The sequence below is a fragment of the Burkholderia glumae LMG 2196 = ATCC 33617 genome, from assembly GCF_000960995.1.
Classification (GTDB): domain Bacteria; phylum Pseudomonadota; class Gammaproteobacteria; order Burkholderiales; family Burkholderiaceae; genus Burkholderia; species Burkholderia glumae.
Window position 1 is genome coordinate 1,962,197 of record NZ_CP009434.1, and the last position, 16,597, is coordinate 1,978,793.

General features: G+C 74.7%; 2 protein-coding genes. Both read right to left on the reverse strand.

Translation table 11 applies throughout. The annotated features are described in order from the left end of the window. Positions 1-94: 94 nt before the first annotated feature. Positions 95-8,068, reverse strand: coding sequence for a non-ribosomal peptide synthetase (locus tag KS03_RS09260; protein ID WP_045678753.1), 7,974 nt, complete (start codon positions 8,066-8,068; stop codon positions 95-97). Between the two features lie 8 nt (positions 8,069-8,076). Beyond that, positions 8,077-16,560, reverse strand: a complete 8,484-nt coding sequence (locus KS03_RS09265; protein WP_045678754.1) for a non-ribosomal peptide synthetase — start codon at positions 16,558-16,560, stop codon at positions 8,077-8,079. Positions 16,561-16,597 lie beyond the last annotated feature (37 nt).

Below are 16,597 nucleotides of genomic sequence, written 5' to 3' on the forward strand. Positions count from 1 at the left end.
CTGATTGGGCCGTCGCGGCATGAGGAAACACTCGCCCGATCCCTCGGATCGGGCGAGTGTCGTCGATTGCCGGCGCCGGCCGGGCGCCGACAGGTTACAGGTCCGCGAGGAGGTCGTTCAGCTCGGTGGCCAGCGACGCGTCGCCGGCGGCCGGCACGCGCAGCGCCTCGACCGCCTCCGCCAGCGCCTCCAGCGACGGATTGCGCATCAGCTCGACGAGCGCGACGTCCACGCCGAGGCTGGCGCGAATCGACGATTGGACCTGCATCGCGGCGAGCGAATGGCCGCCGAGTTCGAAGAAGCGATCGCTGCGCCGCACCGGCCCGACGCCGAGCACGCGCGACCAGATACCGGCCAGCGCGATCTCGGTGTCGCCGCGCGGCGGCGCCCCCGCCGCGCCGCCGGCCTCGTCGCTCGCCTGCCCCGCCGGCTCCGGCAGCGCGGCGCGATCGATCTTGCCGTTCGGGTTCAGCGGCAGCGCGTCGAGCACCACCACCGCGGCCGGCACCATGTAGTCGGGCAGCCGCGCGGCCAGCGCGGCACGCAGCGCCGCGCCCTCCACCTGCACGCCCGCGGCCCGCGCCACATAGGCCAGCACGCGCAGCCCGCTCGGGCCGTGGCGCGTGATCACGGCCGCCTCGCGCACCCGCGCGTCCTCCAGCAGCACCGCCTCGATCTCGCCGAGTTCGATCCGGAAGCCGCGGATCTTCACCTGGTGATCGGCGCGGCCCAGGTAGGCGAGCGTGCCGTCCTCATGCCAGCGGACCATGTCGCCGGTGCGATAGAGCCGCGCGCCGGGCAGCGCCGAGAACGGATCGGCCACGAAGCGCTCGGCCGTCAGCGCGGGGCGATCGTGGTAGCCGCGCGCGAGCAGCGGCCCGCCGATGCCGAGCTCGCCGGCCGCGCCGAGCGGCGCGAGATTGCCCTGGGCGTCGAGCACCACGAGCGTGCGGCCCGGCAGCGGCCCGCCGAGCGGAATCTGCGCCGGCACGTCCGCGTCCGAGGCCGTCAGCGCGCCGCAATCGAACAGCGTGGCCGTGACGGTCGCCTCGCTCGGCCCGTAGGTATTGGCCAGCGCCACGCCGTCCAGCCCCGCCGCGCGCCAGGCGCGCACCCCGTCGGCCGGCATCGCCTCGCCGCCCGCGTGGACGCGGCGCAGCGTGGCCAGCGCGGCGCGCGTCTCGGGCCGCGCCGCGAAATCCTGCGCCAGCGCGTTCCAGTAGGCCGTGGTCAGGTCGGCCACGGTGATCCGTTCGCGTTGCACCTCGGCCGCGAAGCGCTCGGTGCTCCACAGCTCGGGGCCGCGCACGATCAGCGTGGCGCCGGCGGCGAGCGTCGGGAAGACCTGCTCGACGAAACCGTCGAAGTTGAAGGTCGAGAACTGCAGCACGCGGTCCGTCTCGCCCAGGCCGAACATCGCGATCGACACCTCGGTGTGGCGCGCCAGCGCGTCGTGCGTGATGCCGACGCCCTTCGGCCGCCCGGTGGAGCCCGAGGTGTAGATCAGGTAGGCGAGATGGCCCGCCTCCACCGCGTCGGGCGGTGCCGTGTCGGCATAGCCCCCGGCTTCGGCAAGCAGCTCGGCGATGTCGAGGGTGGCCACCGGCATCCGCTCGCGGTCGGCGGCGCGCGCCGCTTCGGTCAGCGCGAGCACGATGCCGCTGTCCTCGATCATCATCGTCAGGCGCTCGGCCGGATACGACGGATCGAGCGGCACGTAGGCGCCGCCCGCCTTCAGCACGCCGAGGATCGCGACGATCATGCCGAGCGAACGCTCGATCGCGATGCCCACGCGCAGGTCGGGCCCCACGCCGGCCGCGCGCAGCGCCTGGGCGACGCGGTTGGCGCGCGCCTCGAGCGTGCCGTAGTCGAGCCAGACGCCGTCGTGGACGAGCGCGACCGCCTCGGGCCGGCGCGCGGCCTGCGCGGCGATCCGGCGATGCACGGGCGGCAGCGCGCCGGCCTCGGCGCCGCGCCCCCATTGCGCGAGTTGCGCGCGCTCGGCGGCCGGCAGCGGATCGAGCGCGCCGAGCCGTGCCTGCGGATCGGCCGCGAACGCGTCGAGCAGCGCGCCCAGCTGTGCGGCCAGCCGCTCGACCTGCGCCTGCGCGAACCGCTCGCTCGCGAAGGCGAACTCGATGTCGAGCAGGTCGGCCTGGCCGGCGGCGGCCGCGCGTGACGGCCGGCCCTGCGTGACCGACAGCGTCAGCGCATAGCTGGTGCGGTCCTCGTTGCGCAGCCCCGAGAAGCGCAGGCCGTGCGGCGCGGCGTCGGCGAGGATCGCGTCGACCGGGTAGTTCTCGAACACCACCAGCGTGTCGAACAGCGGCTGGCCGCCGTCGATGCCGGCGTGCCGCTGGATTTCCACGAGCGGCAGGTGCGCGTGCTCGCGTGCGGCCACGCCGTCGCGCTGCACGGCGGCGAGCCAGTCGCTCACGCGCATCGACGGCGAGGGGGCGCCGATCACCGGAATCGTGTTGATGAACAGGCCCAGCATCTGCTCGGCGCCCGGCAGCGCCTCGGGACGGCCCGCCACGGTCGCGCCGCAGCTCACGCTGCGCTGGCCGGTGTAGCGCTGCAGCAGCAGCAGCCAGGCGGCCTGCACCAGCGTGCTGGGCGTGACGCGCTGCGCCTTCGCGAATGCAGCGAGCCGCGCGCTGCGCGCGGCGTCGCAAACCAGCCGCACGATGCCGTGGGACGCCGCCGCGCTGCCGGCGGCCGGCACCGGCAGCGCGGCGGCCAGCAGCGTGGGGCCGTCGAGGCGCGCGGCCTGCTCGCGCCACCAGGCCTCGCTCGGCTCGCGCGGCTGCGCGGCGAGCCAGCCGATGAAGCGGCGATAGCGCGGCGGCGTGCCGGCGGGCGGCGTGCCGCCGTAGGTCGCCAGCACCTCGGCCAGCAGTTGCGCGGCGCTCCAGCCGTCGAGCAGCGCGTGATGGAAGGTCCAGACCACGTGATGGCGGGCCGGTCCGGTACGCAGCAGCGCCACGCGCCAGAGCGGCGGGCACGCCAGGTCGAAGCCGCGCGCCAGATCCTCGGCCGCGAAGCGGTCGAGGCGCGCGTCCAGGCCGTCGGGCCCGCCGTCGCGCCAGTCGGCCAGCAGCAACGGCGTGGCGACGCCGCGCTTCACCCACTGGCGCGGCATGTCGTCGAACGACAGGAAGCCGGTGCGCAGGATCTCGTGGCGGGCCGCGGCGGCCGCCCAGGCGGCTTCGAAACGCGCCGCGTCGAGCCCGTCCACGTCCACGCGCAGCTGGTTGACGTAGGCGCCCGGCTGCGCGCCGAGCAGGCTGTGGAAGACGATGCCGGCCTGCATCGGCGCGAGCGGATAGAGATCGACCAGTTCGGCCGGCGCCACCGGCAGCGCGTCGAGGCGGCCCTGATCGATCGCCGCGAGCGGCACATCGGACGGCGTGAGGCCGGCCGCGCCGCTGGTGCAGTGCTCGAGCAGCGCGGCCAGCTCGGCGCGCAGGCCGGCCGCCAGCGCCTCGAGCGTGGCCGCGTCGTAGCGGTCGCCGCGCGGATGGCGGAACGTGACCAGCAGTTCGCCGTCGCGAATCTGCGCGGCGATGTCGAGTGCATGGGTGGGCGCGTTGACCGCGGCCACCGGCCGCCCGCCCGGCTCGGCCGCGAGCCGCCAGGCGCCGCCGCGCGCGTGGCCGTCGCCGGCCGCGCCGAGCGAGGCGTCGAGCTGGCCGAGATAGTTGAACAGCACGTCCGCGTCGCCGATCGACGCGAGCGCCGCGCGCTGCGCCGCGTCGCCCGCATGGCGCAGCATGCCGAAGCTGGTGCCGCCGTGCGGCGCCTGGCGGCGCGCTTCCTTCACGCGCTTGATCGCCGCGCCGAGTTCGCCGGTGGGCGCGAGCGCCATCGGATAGAGGCTGGTGAACCAGCCCACCGTGCGGCTCAGGTCGGCCTCGCCGATGGGCGCGTCGCGGCCGTGGCCCTCGACGTCGATGCGCAGCGTCTCGCGGCCCGCGAACCGGCACAGCACGCGGCCCGTGGCCACCAGCAGCAGGTCCGCGAGCGTGGTGCGGTACGCCGCGCAGGCCGGCTGCAGCAGACGGCGGGTGGTCTCGGCATCGAGCCTGACCGACGCCGGGCCGGCGCCTGCCCGCGCGGGCGCCGCCGGGTTCGCGGCGGGCGCCGGCAGCCGGCCGTCGATCTCGGCGAGCGCGCGCCAGTAGCCGAGGCTCGCGACGATCTCGGGGCGTCGTGCCGCTTCGTGCAGGCGGCGCGCGAACAGCGGATACGACAGCGTGGGCGCCGGCAGCGCCACCGCCTCGCCCGCCTCCAGCTGGCGGTAGGCGCGCTGCAGGTCGTCGAGCAGGATGCGCCACGACACGGTATCGACGGCCAGATGGTGGATCGCGATCGCGAGGCGCCAGCTGCCGTCCGCCACGCCGATCAGGAGCGCGCGCAGCAGCGGTCCCGCGCCGATGTCGAGCGCGCCCTGAATCGTGTCGCAGGCCGCATCGATGCCGGCGGCCGGCACCTCCGTCACGGTCGCGACCAGGGCCGCCTGCCCCCGCTGCGGCGCGGCGAGGAACTGGCGCCAGCCGGTGGCTGCGTCGTGCGCGAAGCGCAGGCGCAGCGCCGGATGCGCGGCCACCACGGCGCGCAGCGCCTGCTCCAGGCGCCCGGCCTCGGGTGCCGCGTCGAGATGCAGCAGCACCGACTGGTTCCAGTGATTGCGGTTCGCGAGCGGCTTGGACAGGAACCACGCCTGCACCGGCACGAGCGGCACCGCGGCGCCGTCGGCGAGCGCGGCGGCTTCCGCAGCGGCCGTGTCGGCGGCGCCGGCGTCGGCAGAGGCGAGCGGCTCGGCCGCCGCCGCGAGCTCGGCGATCGTCGCATGCTCGAAGACCTGCCGTGCCTGCAGCCGATAACCGGCCTGCCGCGCCCGCGCGACGATCTGCAAGGCCAGGATCGAATCGCCGCCGAGGTCGAAGAAATCGTCATGGCGGCTCACGCGCGGCACGCGCAGCAGCGTGGCCCAGATCGCGGCGAGGTCGGCTTCGACGCCCTCGCGCGGGGCCTCGTGCTGCGCGTCCTCGGCGGCTGCCGGCTCCGGCGCCGGCAGCGCACGCCGGTCCACCTTGCCGTTCGGACTCAGCGGCAGCGCGGCCAGCACCACGATGCGCCACGGCACCATGTAGTCCGGCAGGCGTGCCGCCAGCGCCGCGCGCAGCCGCCCCGGGTCCAGCCCCTCGCCCGCCTCGCCCGTCACATAGCCGACCAGCCGCCCGTCCCGCGCCACCACCACCGCCTCGCGCACCGCCGCCAGCGCCGTCAGCGCCGACTCGATCTCGCCCAACTCGATGCGCAGCCCGCGGATCTTCACCTGGTGATCGACGCGCCCCAGATAGTCGAGCACGCCGTCCGCACGCCAGCGTGCGAGGTCGCCCGTGCGGTAGAGCCGCGCGCCCGGCGCCGTCGCGAACGGGTCCGGCACGAAGCGCTCGGCCGTCAGGTCCGCACGCCCCAGATAACCGCGCGCCAGGCCCGCCCCGCCCAGGTACAGCTCGCCCGGCACGCCCGGCGGCACCGGATTGAGCCGCGCATCGAGCACCCAGGTCTGCGTCGCCGCGATCGGCCGGCCGATCGGCACCGCCCGTCCCGCCTCGTCCACGCAGCGCCACGCGCTCACGTCGATCGCCGCCTCGGTCGGTCCGTACAGGTTGAACAGGTCCACGCCCGGCAGCACGTTCGCCACCCGTTCGCGCAGGTCCGCCGGCAGCGCCTCGCCGCTGCACACGATCCGCTTCAGCGTCGCGCCGCACGCGCCCGCCTGCGCCTCGCTCGCCACGAACGCCTGCAGCATCGACGGCACGAAGTGCAGCGTCGTCACCCGATGCGCCACGATCGTCTGCGCCAGCTCCGCCGGATCGCGATGCGCGCCCGGCGCCGCGATCGCCAGCCGCGCGCCCACCATCAGCGGCCAGAAAAACTCCCACACCGATACGTCGAAGCTGAACGGCGTCTTCTGCAGCACCGTCTCGCCGCGCCGCAGGCCGTATTCGCGCTGCATCCAGACGAGCCGGTTCGACAGGCCGTCGTGGCGGTTGCCGACGCCCTTCGGGCGCCCCGTCGAGCCCGAGGTGAAGATCACGTAGGCCAGATTCGCGCCGTCGAGCGCCACGCCGGGATTGTCCGCCGGCAGCGCCGAGCCGTCCGACAGATCGAGCGTGTCGAGATCGACCCGCTCGACGCCCTCGCGCGCCGGCAGGCCGATATCGCGCTGCGCCAGCAGCAGCCCGAGGCCGCTGTCGTCGATCATCGCCGCCAGGCGCTCGGCCGGGTACGACGGATCGAGCGGCACGTAGGCCGCCCCCGCCTTCATGATCGCGTACAGCGCGATCACGAGTTCCAGCGAGCGCTCGGCCGACACGCCGACGCGCGACTCCACGCCGATGCCGCGGGCGCGCAGCCAATGCGCGAGGCGATTCGCCCGCGCGTTCAGTTCGCCATAGCGCAAGGCCGCATCGCCGAACACCAGCGCTTCGTCGCCGGGATGCGCCGCCGCATGACGCTCGAATGCCCGGAACACCGGCTCGAGCTCGCCGTAGCAGGTGGGATTGCGGCTCCAGGCGTCCAGCGTCGCGCGCTCGGCCTCGTCGGCCAGCGCGAGATCGGCGATGCGCGCATGCGCATCGCCCTGCGCGATCGCCTCGACGCAGCGCTGGTAGTGTGCGGCCAGACGCGCGATGGTCGCCGGCGCGAACAGTTCGCGCGCGTAGCTGAATTCGAGCGTCAGCGTGCCGTCCGCCTCCTCCTGCGTGTTCAGCATCAGCTCGAACTGCGCCATCGTGGCCGGCAGCCGATGCGGTTCGATCGTCAGCCCGGGCAGGCCGTCGAGCACGCGCCAGTCGCGCCGCTGGTGGTTGAACATCACCTGGAACAGCGGTGCGTGGCTGAGGCTGCGCTCGGGGCGCAGCGCCTCGACCAGCAGGTCGAAGGGCAGATCCTGATGCGCCTGCGCGCCGAGCGTCGCCTCGCGCAGCCGTTCGAGCAGCGTGTGCGGCGTGTCGCTGCCGTCGAAGCAGGCGCGCATCACCTGCGTATTGACGAAGAAGCCGATCAGCCGCTCGGTCTCCACGCGATGGCGGTTCGCCACCGGCACGCCGACGCGGATGTCGTCCTGCCCCGTATAGCGATGCAGCAGCGCCTGGAACGCCGCGAGCAGCACCATGAACGGCGTGGCCGAGCGGCGCTGCGCGCAGGCCCTGACCGCCTGCGCCAGCGAGGCCGGCAAGGCCAGCCGATGACGTGCCGCCGTGTATTCGCCATGGGCATGGCGCGTACCGTCCATCGGCAGCGCCAGCACCGGATGCGCCTCGCCGAGCGCGGCCTTCCAGTAGCCGAGCTGGCGCTCGCGCTCGCCGGCCTCGAGCCAGTCGCGCTGCCAAGCCGCGTAATCGGCGTATTGAATCGGCAGCTCGGCCAGCGCCGCCGCTTCGCCGAGCACGCGCGCGCGGTAGAACGCGACCAGTTCCTCCAGCAGCACCTGCACCGACCAGCCGTCCGAGACGATGTGATGCATCGAGACGGCCAGCAGCTGGCGGCCCGTGTCCGCCGCCTCGCGATACAGCGCGGCGCGCAGCAGCGGCCCGGTGCCGAGATCGAAGGGCTCGTCGGCCAGCGCGCGCGCCGCCGCCTCCAGGCCGCCGTGCGCCACCGTCTCGTCGCGCCAGTCGATCGACGCCGCGGCATCGACCCAGGCCTCGACCTCGCCGGCCTCGTTGGCCGCGAAGCGCGTGCGCAGCGCGTCGTGGCGCGCGACGATCGCCGCGAACGCGTCGCGCAGCGCCGCCGCGTCGACCTCGCCCGTCAGCCACAGGCCGCCCGAGACGTGATAGGCGCGATTGCCCGGCGACAGTTGCGCCAGCACCCATTGGCGGCGCTGCGCGTACGAAACCGTCACCGGCCCCGCCTGACGCGCGCGCGGCAGGATCGGGAACTGTGCGGGGCTCACGCCGTCCGCCTGCATCTTTTCCCAGAACAGGCGCCGCTTGTCGGGCGTCAGCTCGATGAAGCGCGCGGCAATGCGGGTGGCCGTGGTCTTGTCCATGAGTGCGTTCAAAGCGAATCCATAAAGAGATCGAGGTCGCGCAGCGTGTCGCCGCCGGGCTGCGCGGCGCGCACGCGCTCGATGGCCTCGGCCTGCGCGGCCAGCGTGCGTGCGTCGAACAGCGTGGCAAGCGGCAGGCTGGCGTTCAGGTCCAGGCCGATCCGTGCGTTCAGGCGCACGGCGAGCAGCGAATGGCCGCCCAGGTCGAAGAAGCTGTCGTGGCGGCCGATGCGCGTCGTGCCGAGCAGTTCGGCCCAGATCGCGGCAAGGTCGGCTTCGACGCCCTCGCGCGGGGCCTCGTGCTGCGCGTCCTCGGCGGCTGCCGGCTCCGGCGCCGGCAGCGCACGCCGGTCCACCTTGCCGTTCGGACTCAGCGGCAGCGCGGCCAGCACCACGATGCGCCACGGCACCATGTAGTCCGGCAGGCGTGCCGCCAGCGCCGCGCGCAGCCGCCCCGGGTCCAGCCCCTCGCCCGCCTCGCCCGTCACATAGCCGACCAGCCGCCCGTCCCGCGCCACCACCACCGCCTCGCGCACCGCCGCCAGCGCCGTCAGCGCCGACTCGATCTCGCCCAACTCGATGCGCAGCCCGCGGATCTTCACCTGGTGATCGACGCGCCCCAGATAGTCGAGCACGCCGTCCGCACGCCAGCGTGCGAGGTCGCCCGTGCGGTAGAGCCGCGCGCCCGGCGCCGTCGCGAACGGGTCCGGCACGAAGCGCTCGGCCGTCAGGTCCGCACGCCCCAGATAACCGCGCGCCAGGCCCGCCCCGCCCAGGTACAGCTCGCCCGGCACGCCCGGCGGCACCGGATTGAGCCGCGCATCGAGCACCCAGGTCTGCGTCGCCGCGATCGGCCGGCCGATCGGCACCGCCCGTCCCGCCTCGTCCACGCAGCGCCACGCGCTCACGTCGATCGCCGCCTCGGTCGGTCCGTACAGGTTGAACAGGTCCACGCCCGGCAGCACGTTCGCCACCCGTTCGCGCAGGTCCGCCGGCAGCGCCTCGCCGCTGCACACGATCCGCTTCAGCGTCGCGCCGCACGCGCCCGCCTGCGCCTCGCTCGCCACGAACGCCTGCAGCATCGACGGCACGAAGTGCAGCGTCGTCACCCGATGCGCCACGATCGTCTGCGCCAGCTCCGCCGGATCGCGATGCGCGCCCGGCGCCGCGATCGCCAGCCGCGCGCCCACCATCAGCGGCCAGAAAAACTCCCACACCGATACGTCGAAGCTGAACGGCGTCTTCTGCAGCACCGTCTCGCCGCGCCGCAGGCCGTATTCGCGCTGCATCCAGACGAGCCGGTTCGACAGGCCGTCGTGGCGGTTGCCGACGCCCTTCGGGCGCCCCGTCGAGCCCGAGGTGAAGATCACGTAGGCCAGATTCGCGCCGTCGAGCGCCACGCCGGGATTGTCCGCCGGCAGCGCCGAGCCGTCCGACAGATCGAGCGTGTCGAGATCGACCCGCTCGACGCCCTCGCGCGCCGGCAGGCCGATATCGCGCTGCGCCAGCAGCAGCCCGAGGCCGCTGTCGTCGATCATCGCCGCCAGGCGCTCGGCCGGGTACGACGGATCGAGCGGCACGTAGGCCGCCCCCGCCTTCATGATCGCGTACAGCGCGATCACGAGTTCCAGCGAGCGCTCGGCCGACACGCCGACGCGCGACTCCACGCCGATGCCGCGGGCGCGCAGCCAATGCGCGAGGCGATTCGCCCGCGCGTTCAGTTCGCCATAGCGCAAGGCCGCATCGCCGAACACCAGCGCTTCGTCGCCGGGATGCGCCGCCGCATGACGCTCGAATGCCCGGAACACCGGCTCGAGCTCGCCGTAGCAGGTGGGATTGCGGCTCCAGGCGTCCAGCGTCGCGCGCTCGGCCTCGTCGGCCAGCGCGAGATCGGCGATGCGCGCATGCGCATCGCCCTGCGCGATCGCCGCGACGCAGCGCTGGTAGTGCGCGGCCAGTCGCACGATGCTCGCCGGCGCGAACAGTTCGCGCGCATAGCTGAATTCGAGCGTCAGCGTGCCGTCCGCCTCCTCCTGCGTGTTCAGCATCAGCTCGAACTGCGCCATCGTGGCCGGCAGCCGATGCGGTTCGATCGTCAGCCCGGGCAGGCCGTCGAGCACGCGCCAGTCGCGCCGCTGGTGGTTGAACATCACCTGGAACAGCGGTGCGTGGCTGAGGCTGCGCTCGGGGCGCAGCGCCTCGACCAGCAGGTCGAAGGGCAGATCCTGATGCGCCTGCGCGCCGAGCGTCGCCTCGCGCAGCCGTTCGAGCAGCGTGTGCGGCGTGTCGCTGCCGTCGAAGCAGGCGCGCATCACCTGCGTATTGACGAAGAAGCCGATCAGCCGCTCGGTCTCCACGCGATGGCGGTTCGCCACCGGCACGCCGACGCGGATGTCGTCCTGCCCCGTATAGCGATGCAGCAGCGCCTGGAACGCCGCGAGCAGCACCATGAACGGCGTGGCCGAGCGGCGCTGCGCGCAGGCCCTGACCGCCTGCGCCAGCGAGGCCGGCAAGGCCAGCCGATGACGTGCCGCCGTGTATTCGCCATGGGCATGGCGCGTACCGTCCATCGGCAGCGCCAGCACCGGATGCGCCTCGCCGAGCGCGGCCTTCCAGTAGCCGAGCTGGCGCTCGCGCTCGCCGGCCTCGAGCCAGTCGCGCTGCCAGGCCGCGTAATCGGCGTATTGAATCGGCAGCTCGGCCAGCGCCGCCGCTTCGCCGAGCACGCGCGCGCGGTAGAACGCGACCAGTTCCTCCAGCAGCACCTGCACCGACCAGCCGTCCGAGACGATGTGGTGCATCGAGACGGCCAGCAGCTGGCGGCCCGTGTCCGCCGCCTCGCGATACAGCGCGGCGCGCAGCAGCGGCCCGGTGCCGAGATCGAAGGGCTCGTCGGCCAGCGCGCGCGCCGCCGCCTCCAGGCCGCCGTGCGCCACCGTCTCGTCGCGCCAGTCGATCGACGCCGCGGCATCGACCCAGGCCTCGACCTCGCCGGCCTCGTTGGCCGCGAAGCGCGTGCGCAGCGCGTCGTGACGCGCGACGATCGCCGCGAACGCATCGCGCAGCGCCGCCGCGTCGACCTCGCCCGTCAGCCACAGGCCGCCCGAGACGTGATAGGCGCGGCTCGCGGGCGCCAGCTGCCACAGGAACCAGAGCCGCTGCTGCGCGTAGGACGCCGGCCCCCGCAGGCGAGCGGCGGCCGGCAAGCGCGGAATCGCCGAGCCTTCGGACGCGCCGGCCGGCGCCGCGCCGCTCGAAGCCGCCGCGCCGTTGTTCACGCCGCCGCTCACCGCGCTGCTCACGTTACCGGCCGCCTTCGCCGCGCCCGCCGCCGTCGCCTTCTCGGCCAGCTGCGCCAGCGTGAGCCGCTCGAACAGCTGCTTCGGCGTGATCGTGATGCCGGCCTTGCGCGCGCGCGCCACGACTTTCAGCCCGAGCAGCGAATCGCCGCCCACTTCGAAGAAATTCCTGCCGCGGCCGATGCGGCCCGCCTCGATCTCGATCACGTCGGCCCAGATCGCCGCGATGGTCCGTTCGATCTCGCCCTGCGGCGCGTCGGGCGCCGGGGCCGACGCGTCCGCCAGGGCCGCGCCGGCCTGCGCCGCCTGCGCGAGATGCGCCTCCAGCCGCGCGCGCAACGCCGCGCGATCGAGCTTGCCGTTCGCATTCAGCGGCAGCGCCTCGAGCGCGATCGCCTCGGCCGGCACCATGTAATCGGGCAGCACGCGCGCGGCCGCCGCCCGCAGCGCCTCGCCGCGCGGGCCGCCCACCACGAACGCGGCGAGCCGCGTGCCGCCCGGCGCCGCGTGCGCGATCACGGCCGCGCCGCTCACGCCGTCGATACCGGCCAGCGCGCGCTCGACCTCGGCCGGCTCGACGCGATAACCGCGCACCTTGACCTGGTCGTCGGCGCGGCCGCGATATTCGAGCAGGCCGTCGGCGCCGATCCGGCCGAGGTCGCCGGTGCGGTAGAGCCGCTCGCCCGCGACGAACGGGTCGGGCACGAAGCGCTCGGCGGTCAGCCCGGCGCGCCCGTGATAGCCGCGCGCCACGCCCGGGCCGCCGATGTACAGCTCGCCGTCCTCGCCGTCGGCAACCGGCGCCAGCTTCGCGTCGAGCAGATGAATCCGCATGCCGGGCAGCGCGCGGCCGAGCGGCAGGTCGCGCACCGGGGCGGCCTCGGCCGGCCACGCGTGCATCGCGACGCCGACCGTGGTCTCGGTCGGACCGTAGTGGTTGAACACGCGGCAGGCCGGCGCGAGCGCGCCGATCCGCGCGAGCAGCGCGGCCGGCGTGCGCTCGCCGCCGAGGATCAGCGCCTCGGCCGGCAGCACCCGTGCCGGCTGCGCGGCCGACAGCAGCGCCGCCAGATGGCTCGGCACGATCTTCAGCACGCCGACCCGATGCTCGGCCATGTAGCGCGCGAACGCATCGGGCTGGAACACCAGGTCGGGCGCGAGCAGATGCAGCGTGCGGCCCGACACGAGCGCGCCGAACAGCGTCGTGTGGCCGAGATCGGCGGCCGGCGTCGAAACCATCGCGAACGAGGCGTCGGCCGGCGCGTCGAGCGTGGCGAGCATGCCGCGCAGATAGTTCACGAGCGCGCGATGCGTGACCACCACGCCCTTCGGCTCGCCGGTCGAGCCCGAGGTGTAGATCAGGTAGGCGGCGCGCTCGGCGTGGCGCAGCGCCGGCGCCACGCGCGGCGCGCGCGCGGCGGGCGGCGCCTGGTGGCGCAACGCGAGCGGCACGGCGGCGGCCGTCGCCAGCCCCTGCGGCAGCGGCACCGCGTGCAGCAGCACGGCCGCGCCGCTGTCGGCGAGCTGCGCCGACAGGCGCGCGGCGGGCGCGCGCGGATCGAGCGGCAGCCAGGTCGCGCCGGCCTTCAGCGCGGCCAGCATCGCCAGCACATGCTCGATCGAGCGTTCGGCCAGCACGGCCACGCGCGCCTCGGTGCCGGCGCCGAGCGCGACGAGCCGCGCGGCCAGCGCGTCGGCAGCCGCGTCGAGCTCGGCATAGGACAGGCCGCGGCCGCCGTCGCGCAGCGCGAGCCGGGCGCCGGCGCGCGCCACGCTGGCATCCCACAGGCTCAGCAGGTCGTCGGCCTCGCTCGCGCCCGCGGCAGCCGCGCGGCCGGCGTCGGCCGCCGCCGCGGCGTCGGTCACCGCGCGGCCGAGCGGCAGCGCCGGCGCCTCGACGAGGCGCGCCGCGAAGGTCGTGAAACGTGCCACGAAGCGCGCCGCGAACGCGGCGTCGAACACCGCATCGTCGTAGGCGAGCAGGCAGTCGATCGACGTGCCGCGGTCGGTGAAATCGAGCGCGAGATCGAAATGCGGCGTCTCGTTGAGCAGCACGCGCAGCTGCGCGTCGAGCGGTGCGAAGCCGCGCGTCTCGAACGGCCGCTGCTCGGTCAGCTTGACCTGGAACAGCGTCTCGTCGCCGTTCGCGCGGTTGGGCAGCAAGGCGCTCACCAGCCGGTCGAACGGCACGTCCTGATGCTCGTGCGCGGCCAGCACGGTGTCGCGCACCGCCTCGAGCAGCGTGGCGAAGCCGCGCTGCGGGTCCAGGCGCGTGCGCAGCACCTGCACGTTGATGAAATAGCCGATCAGCGCCTGGGCCTCGGGCCGCTTGCGCAGCGAGACCGGCGCGCCCACGCGGATCTCGTCGCGCCCGCTCAGCTCGTGCAGCACCGCGTTCAGCACGGCCAGCATCGCCATGAACGGCGTGGCGCGCCGCTCGGCCGCGAAGCGCCGCAGCTTCGCGGCCGCCTCGCGCGGCAGCGAGAATTCGACGCCGCGCTGCCTGCCGCCCGCGCCGTTCGCGGGCCGCGCGAACAGGCGCGCGGCGGCGGCCGGATCGCCGTCGCCGGCGAGCTGGGTGCGCCAGTAATCGAGCTGCCGCCGCAGCGCGGCCTCGCCGAGCGAGGCACGCTCCCAGGCCACGTAGTCGGTGTATTGCCATGCCGGCGCGCTGGCCGGCGCCGCGCCGCCCGTGCGGGCCGCATAGGCGCGGCCCAGCGCGTCGAGCAGCAGGTTCACGGACCAGCCGTCGGCCACGATGTGATGCAGCGCGATCAGCAGCCGGTGCGAGTCCGGCGCGGTGCGCACCAGCTGCGCGCGCAGCAGCGGCCCGGTCTCGAGGTCGAACGGCGCCTGCGCGACCGCGCGCGTGACGCGCTCGAGCTCGGCGGCCGTCTCGCAGACGGTCAGCGGCAGCGCGATCGCCAGCTCGGGCTCGACGATCTGCAGCGCCTCGCCCTCGTCGCCGAGTTCGAAGCGCGCGCGCAGCACGTCGTGGGCACGCACCACGTCGTCGAGCGCGAGCCGCAGCGCCTCGGCGTCGAGCGCGCCGTCGAGCCGCAGCTCGCCGCTCATGTTGTAGGCCGCGCTGGACGGCTCGCGCAGCCAGGTCAGCCACAGGCTGCGCTGCGCGTCGGCGGCGACCGCGACGCGCCGCGCCTCGGCGTCGAGCGGCGCGAACGCGACGGCCGGCGCCGCCGCGCCGCGCGCGAGGCGCTCGCCGATCCGCGCGGCCGCCTCGCGCAAGCCCGGCGCGGCGAACACGTCGCGCGCCGTGTAGTCGATCGCCCAGCGCGCCTGCACCGCCGCGGCCACCTGCACGGCGGCCAGCGAGCTGCCGCCGAGCGCGAAGAAGCTGGCCGAGGCGGACGGCCGGGGCGGGACGGCCGGCAGCAGCTCGCGCCAGATCGCGGCCAGCGCGAGTTCGATATCGGTGGCGGCGGCGGCCTCGCCCGCGCCGTCGCCGGCCGGGGCCGCCGCCGCGTCGCGGCGCGCGCCCTGCACCAGCGTCGCCCAGGCATCGAGCGAGCCATCGCGCCAGCCGCGCCCGCAGGCGGCCCGCTGCACCTTGCCGCTCGAGGTCTTCGGCAGGCCGCCCGGGTTCAGCAGCACGACCACGGCGACCGGCTCGCCGCAGGCGAGCGCGACGGCCTCGGTCAGCGCGGCGCCGATCGCCTCCGGCGTGGCGAGCTTCTGCACGTTGCGCGACACCTCGGCCGCGATGCCGATGCCCTCCTGGCCCTGCAGCTCGACGGCGAACGCGGCCACGCGGCCGCGCCGCACCAGATCGACCTCGCGCTCGATGGCCAGCTCGAGGTCCTGCGGATAGAGGTTGCGGCCGCGCACGATCAGCAGATCCTTGATGCGGCCGGCCACGAACAGCTCGCCCTGGTGGACGAAGCCGAGGTCGCCGGTGCGCAGCCAGACCGCGCCGTCGCGCTCGACGAAGCTGGCGGCCGTCGCGTCGGCGCGCCGCCAGTAGCCGGCCGCGACGCTCGGGCCGCGCACCAGGATCTCGCCGATCGCGCCGTCGGCCAGCGCCGCGCCGCTCTCGCGCTCGACGATCGCAAGCTGGTGGCCGCTCGGCGGCCGGCCGCACGACACCAGCTCGGTGCCGGCCGCGTCGGCCAGCGCGCGCCCCCGCTCCAGCGCCGCCGGATCGAAGCCGGGCGCGCGCGCGCCGCGCCCTCGCCCGGCCCCGGACACGTAGAGCGTGGCCTCGGCGAGCCCGTAGCACGGAAACAGCGCGGCCGGATCGAAGCGCTGCGGGGCGAAGCGCGCCACGAACGCATCGAGCGTCGCCTTGCGCACCGGCTCGGAACCGGAGAACGCGAGCCGCCAGCTCGACAGGTCGAGCGCGGCGCACGCCTCGTCGCCGATGCGCTCGGCGCAGAGCCGGTAGGCGAAATCGGGGCCGCCGGAAATCGTGCCGCGGTGGCGCGCGATCGCCTCGAGCCAGCGCACCGGCCGCTCGAGGAAGAACTGCGGCGACATCAGCACCAGCGCGATCCCGCTGAACACCGGCTGCGAGAGCGTGCCGATCAGGCCCATGTCGTGATAGAGCGGCAGCCAGCTGACGAACACGTCGTCGGCCGTCACGCCGAGCCCCTCGCGGATCGCGATCTCGTTGGCCCACAGGCTGCCGTGCGTGACCATCACGCCCTTGGGCGTCGAGGTCGAGCCCGAGGTGTACTGCAGGAACGCGATGTCGGCGGGCGCGGCCGCATAGGGGACGAATGCGCGCGCCTCGACGCCGGCATGATCGAGCCCGTCCATCTCGATGCAGGCCGCGCCCGGCGCGATCCGTTCGAACGCCTCGCCGAGCTTGGCGGCCAGCGCGCGCGTGGTCACCACCACCGCGGCGTCGGCATCGGCCGCGATCGCGGCGAGCCGCGCGAGGTGCTGGCCGCGCAGCGATTCGGGCGGATAGACCGGCACCGCGATCGCGCCCGCGTAGAGGCAGCCGAAAAACGCCGCGACATAGTCGATGCCGCTGTCCATCGCGAGCAGCACGCGCGCCGCCTGGCCGCCGGCGCCGCGCTCGCGCAGCCGCGCGGCCAGCGCGATCGCGCGGCGTTCGAGCGCCGCATAGTCGTAGCGGGTATCGCCGTGCGCATCCACGGTCACCAGCGCGGTATCGGTGCCGCGCCGCTCGGCCAGCGAGCGCAAGCGCTCGATCATGTTGTCTGCCATTTCGTCCCTCGTCCTGCCTCTCGCCCTGCTTCTTTAC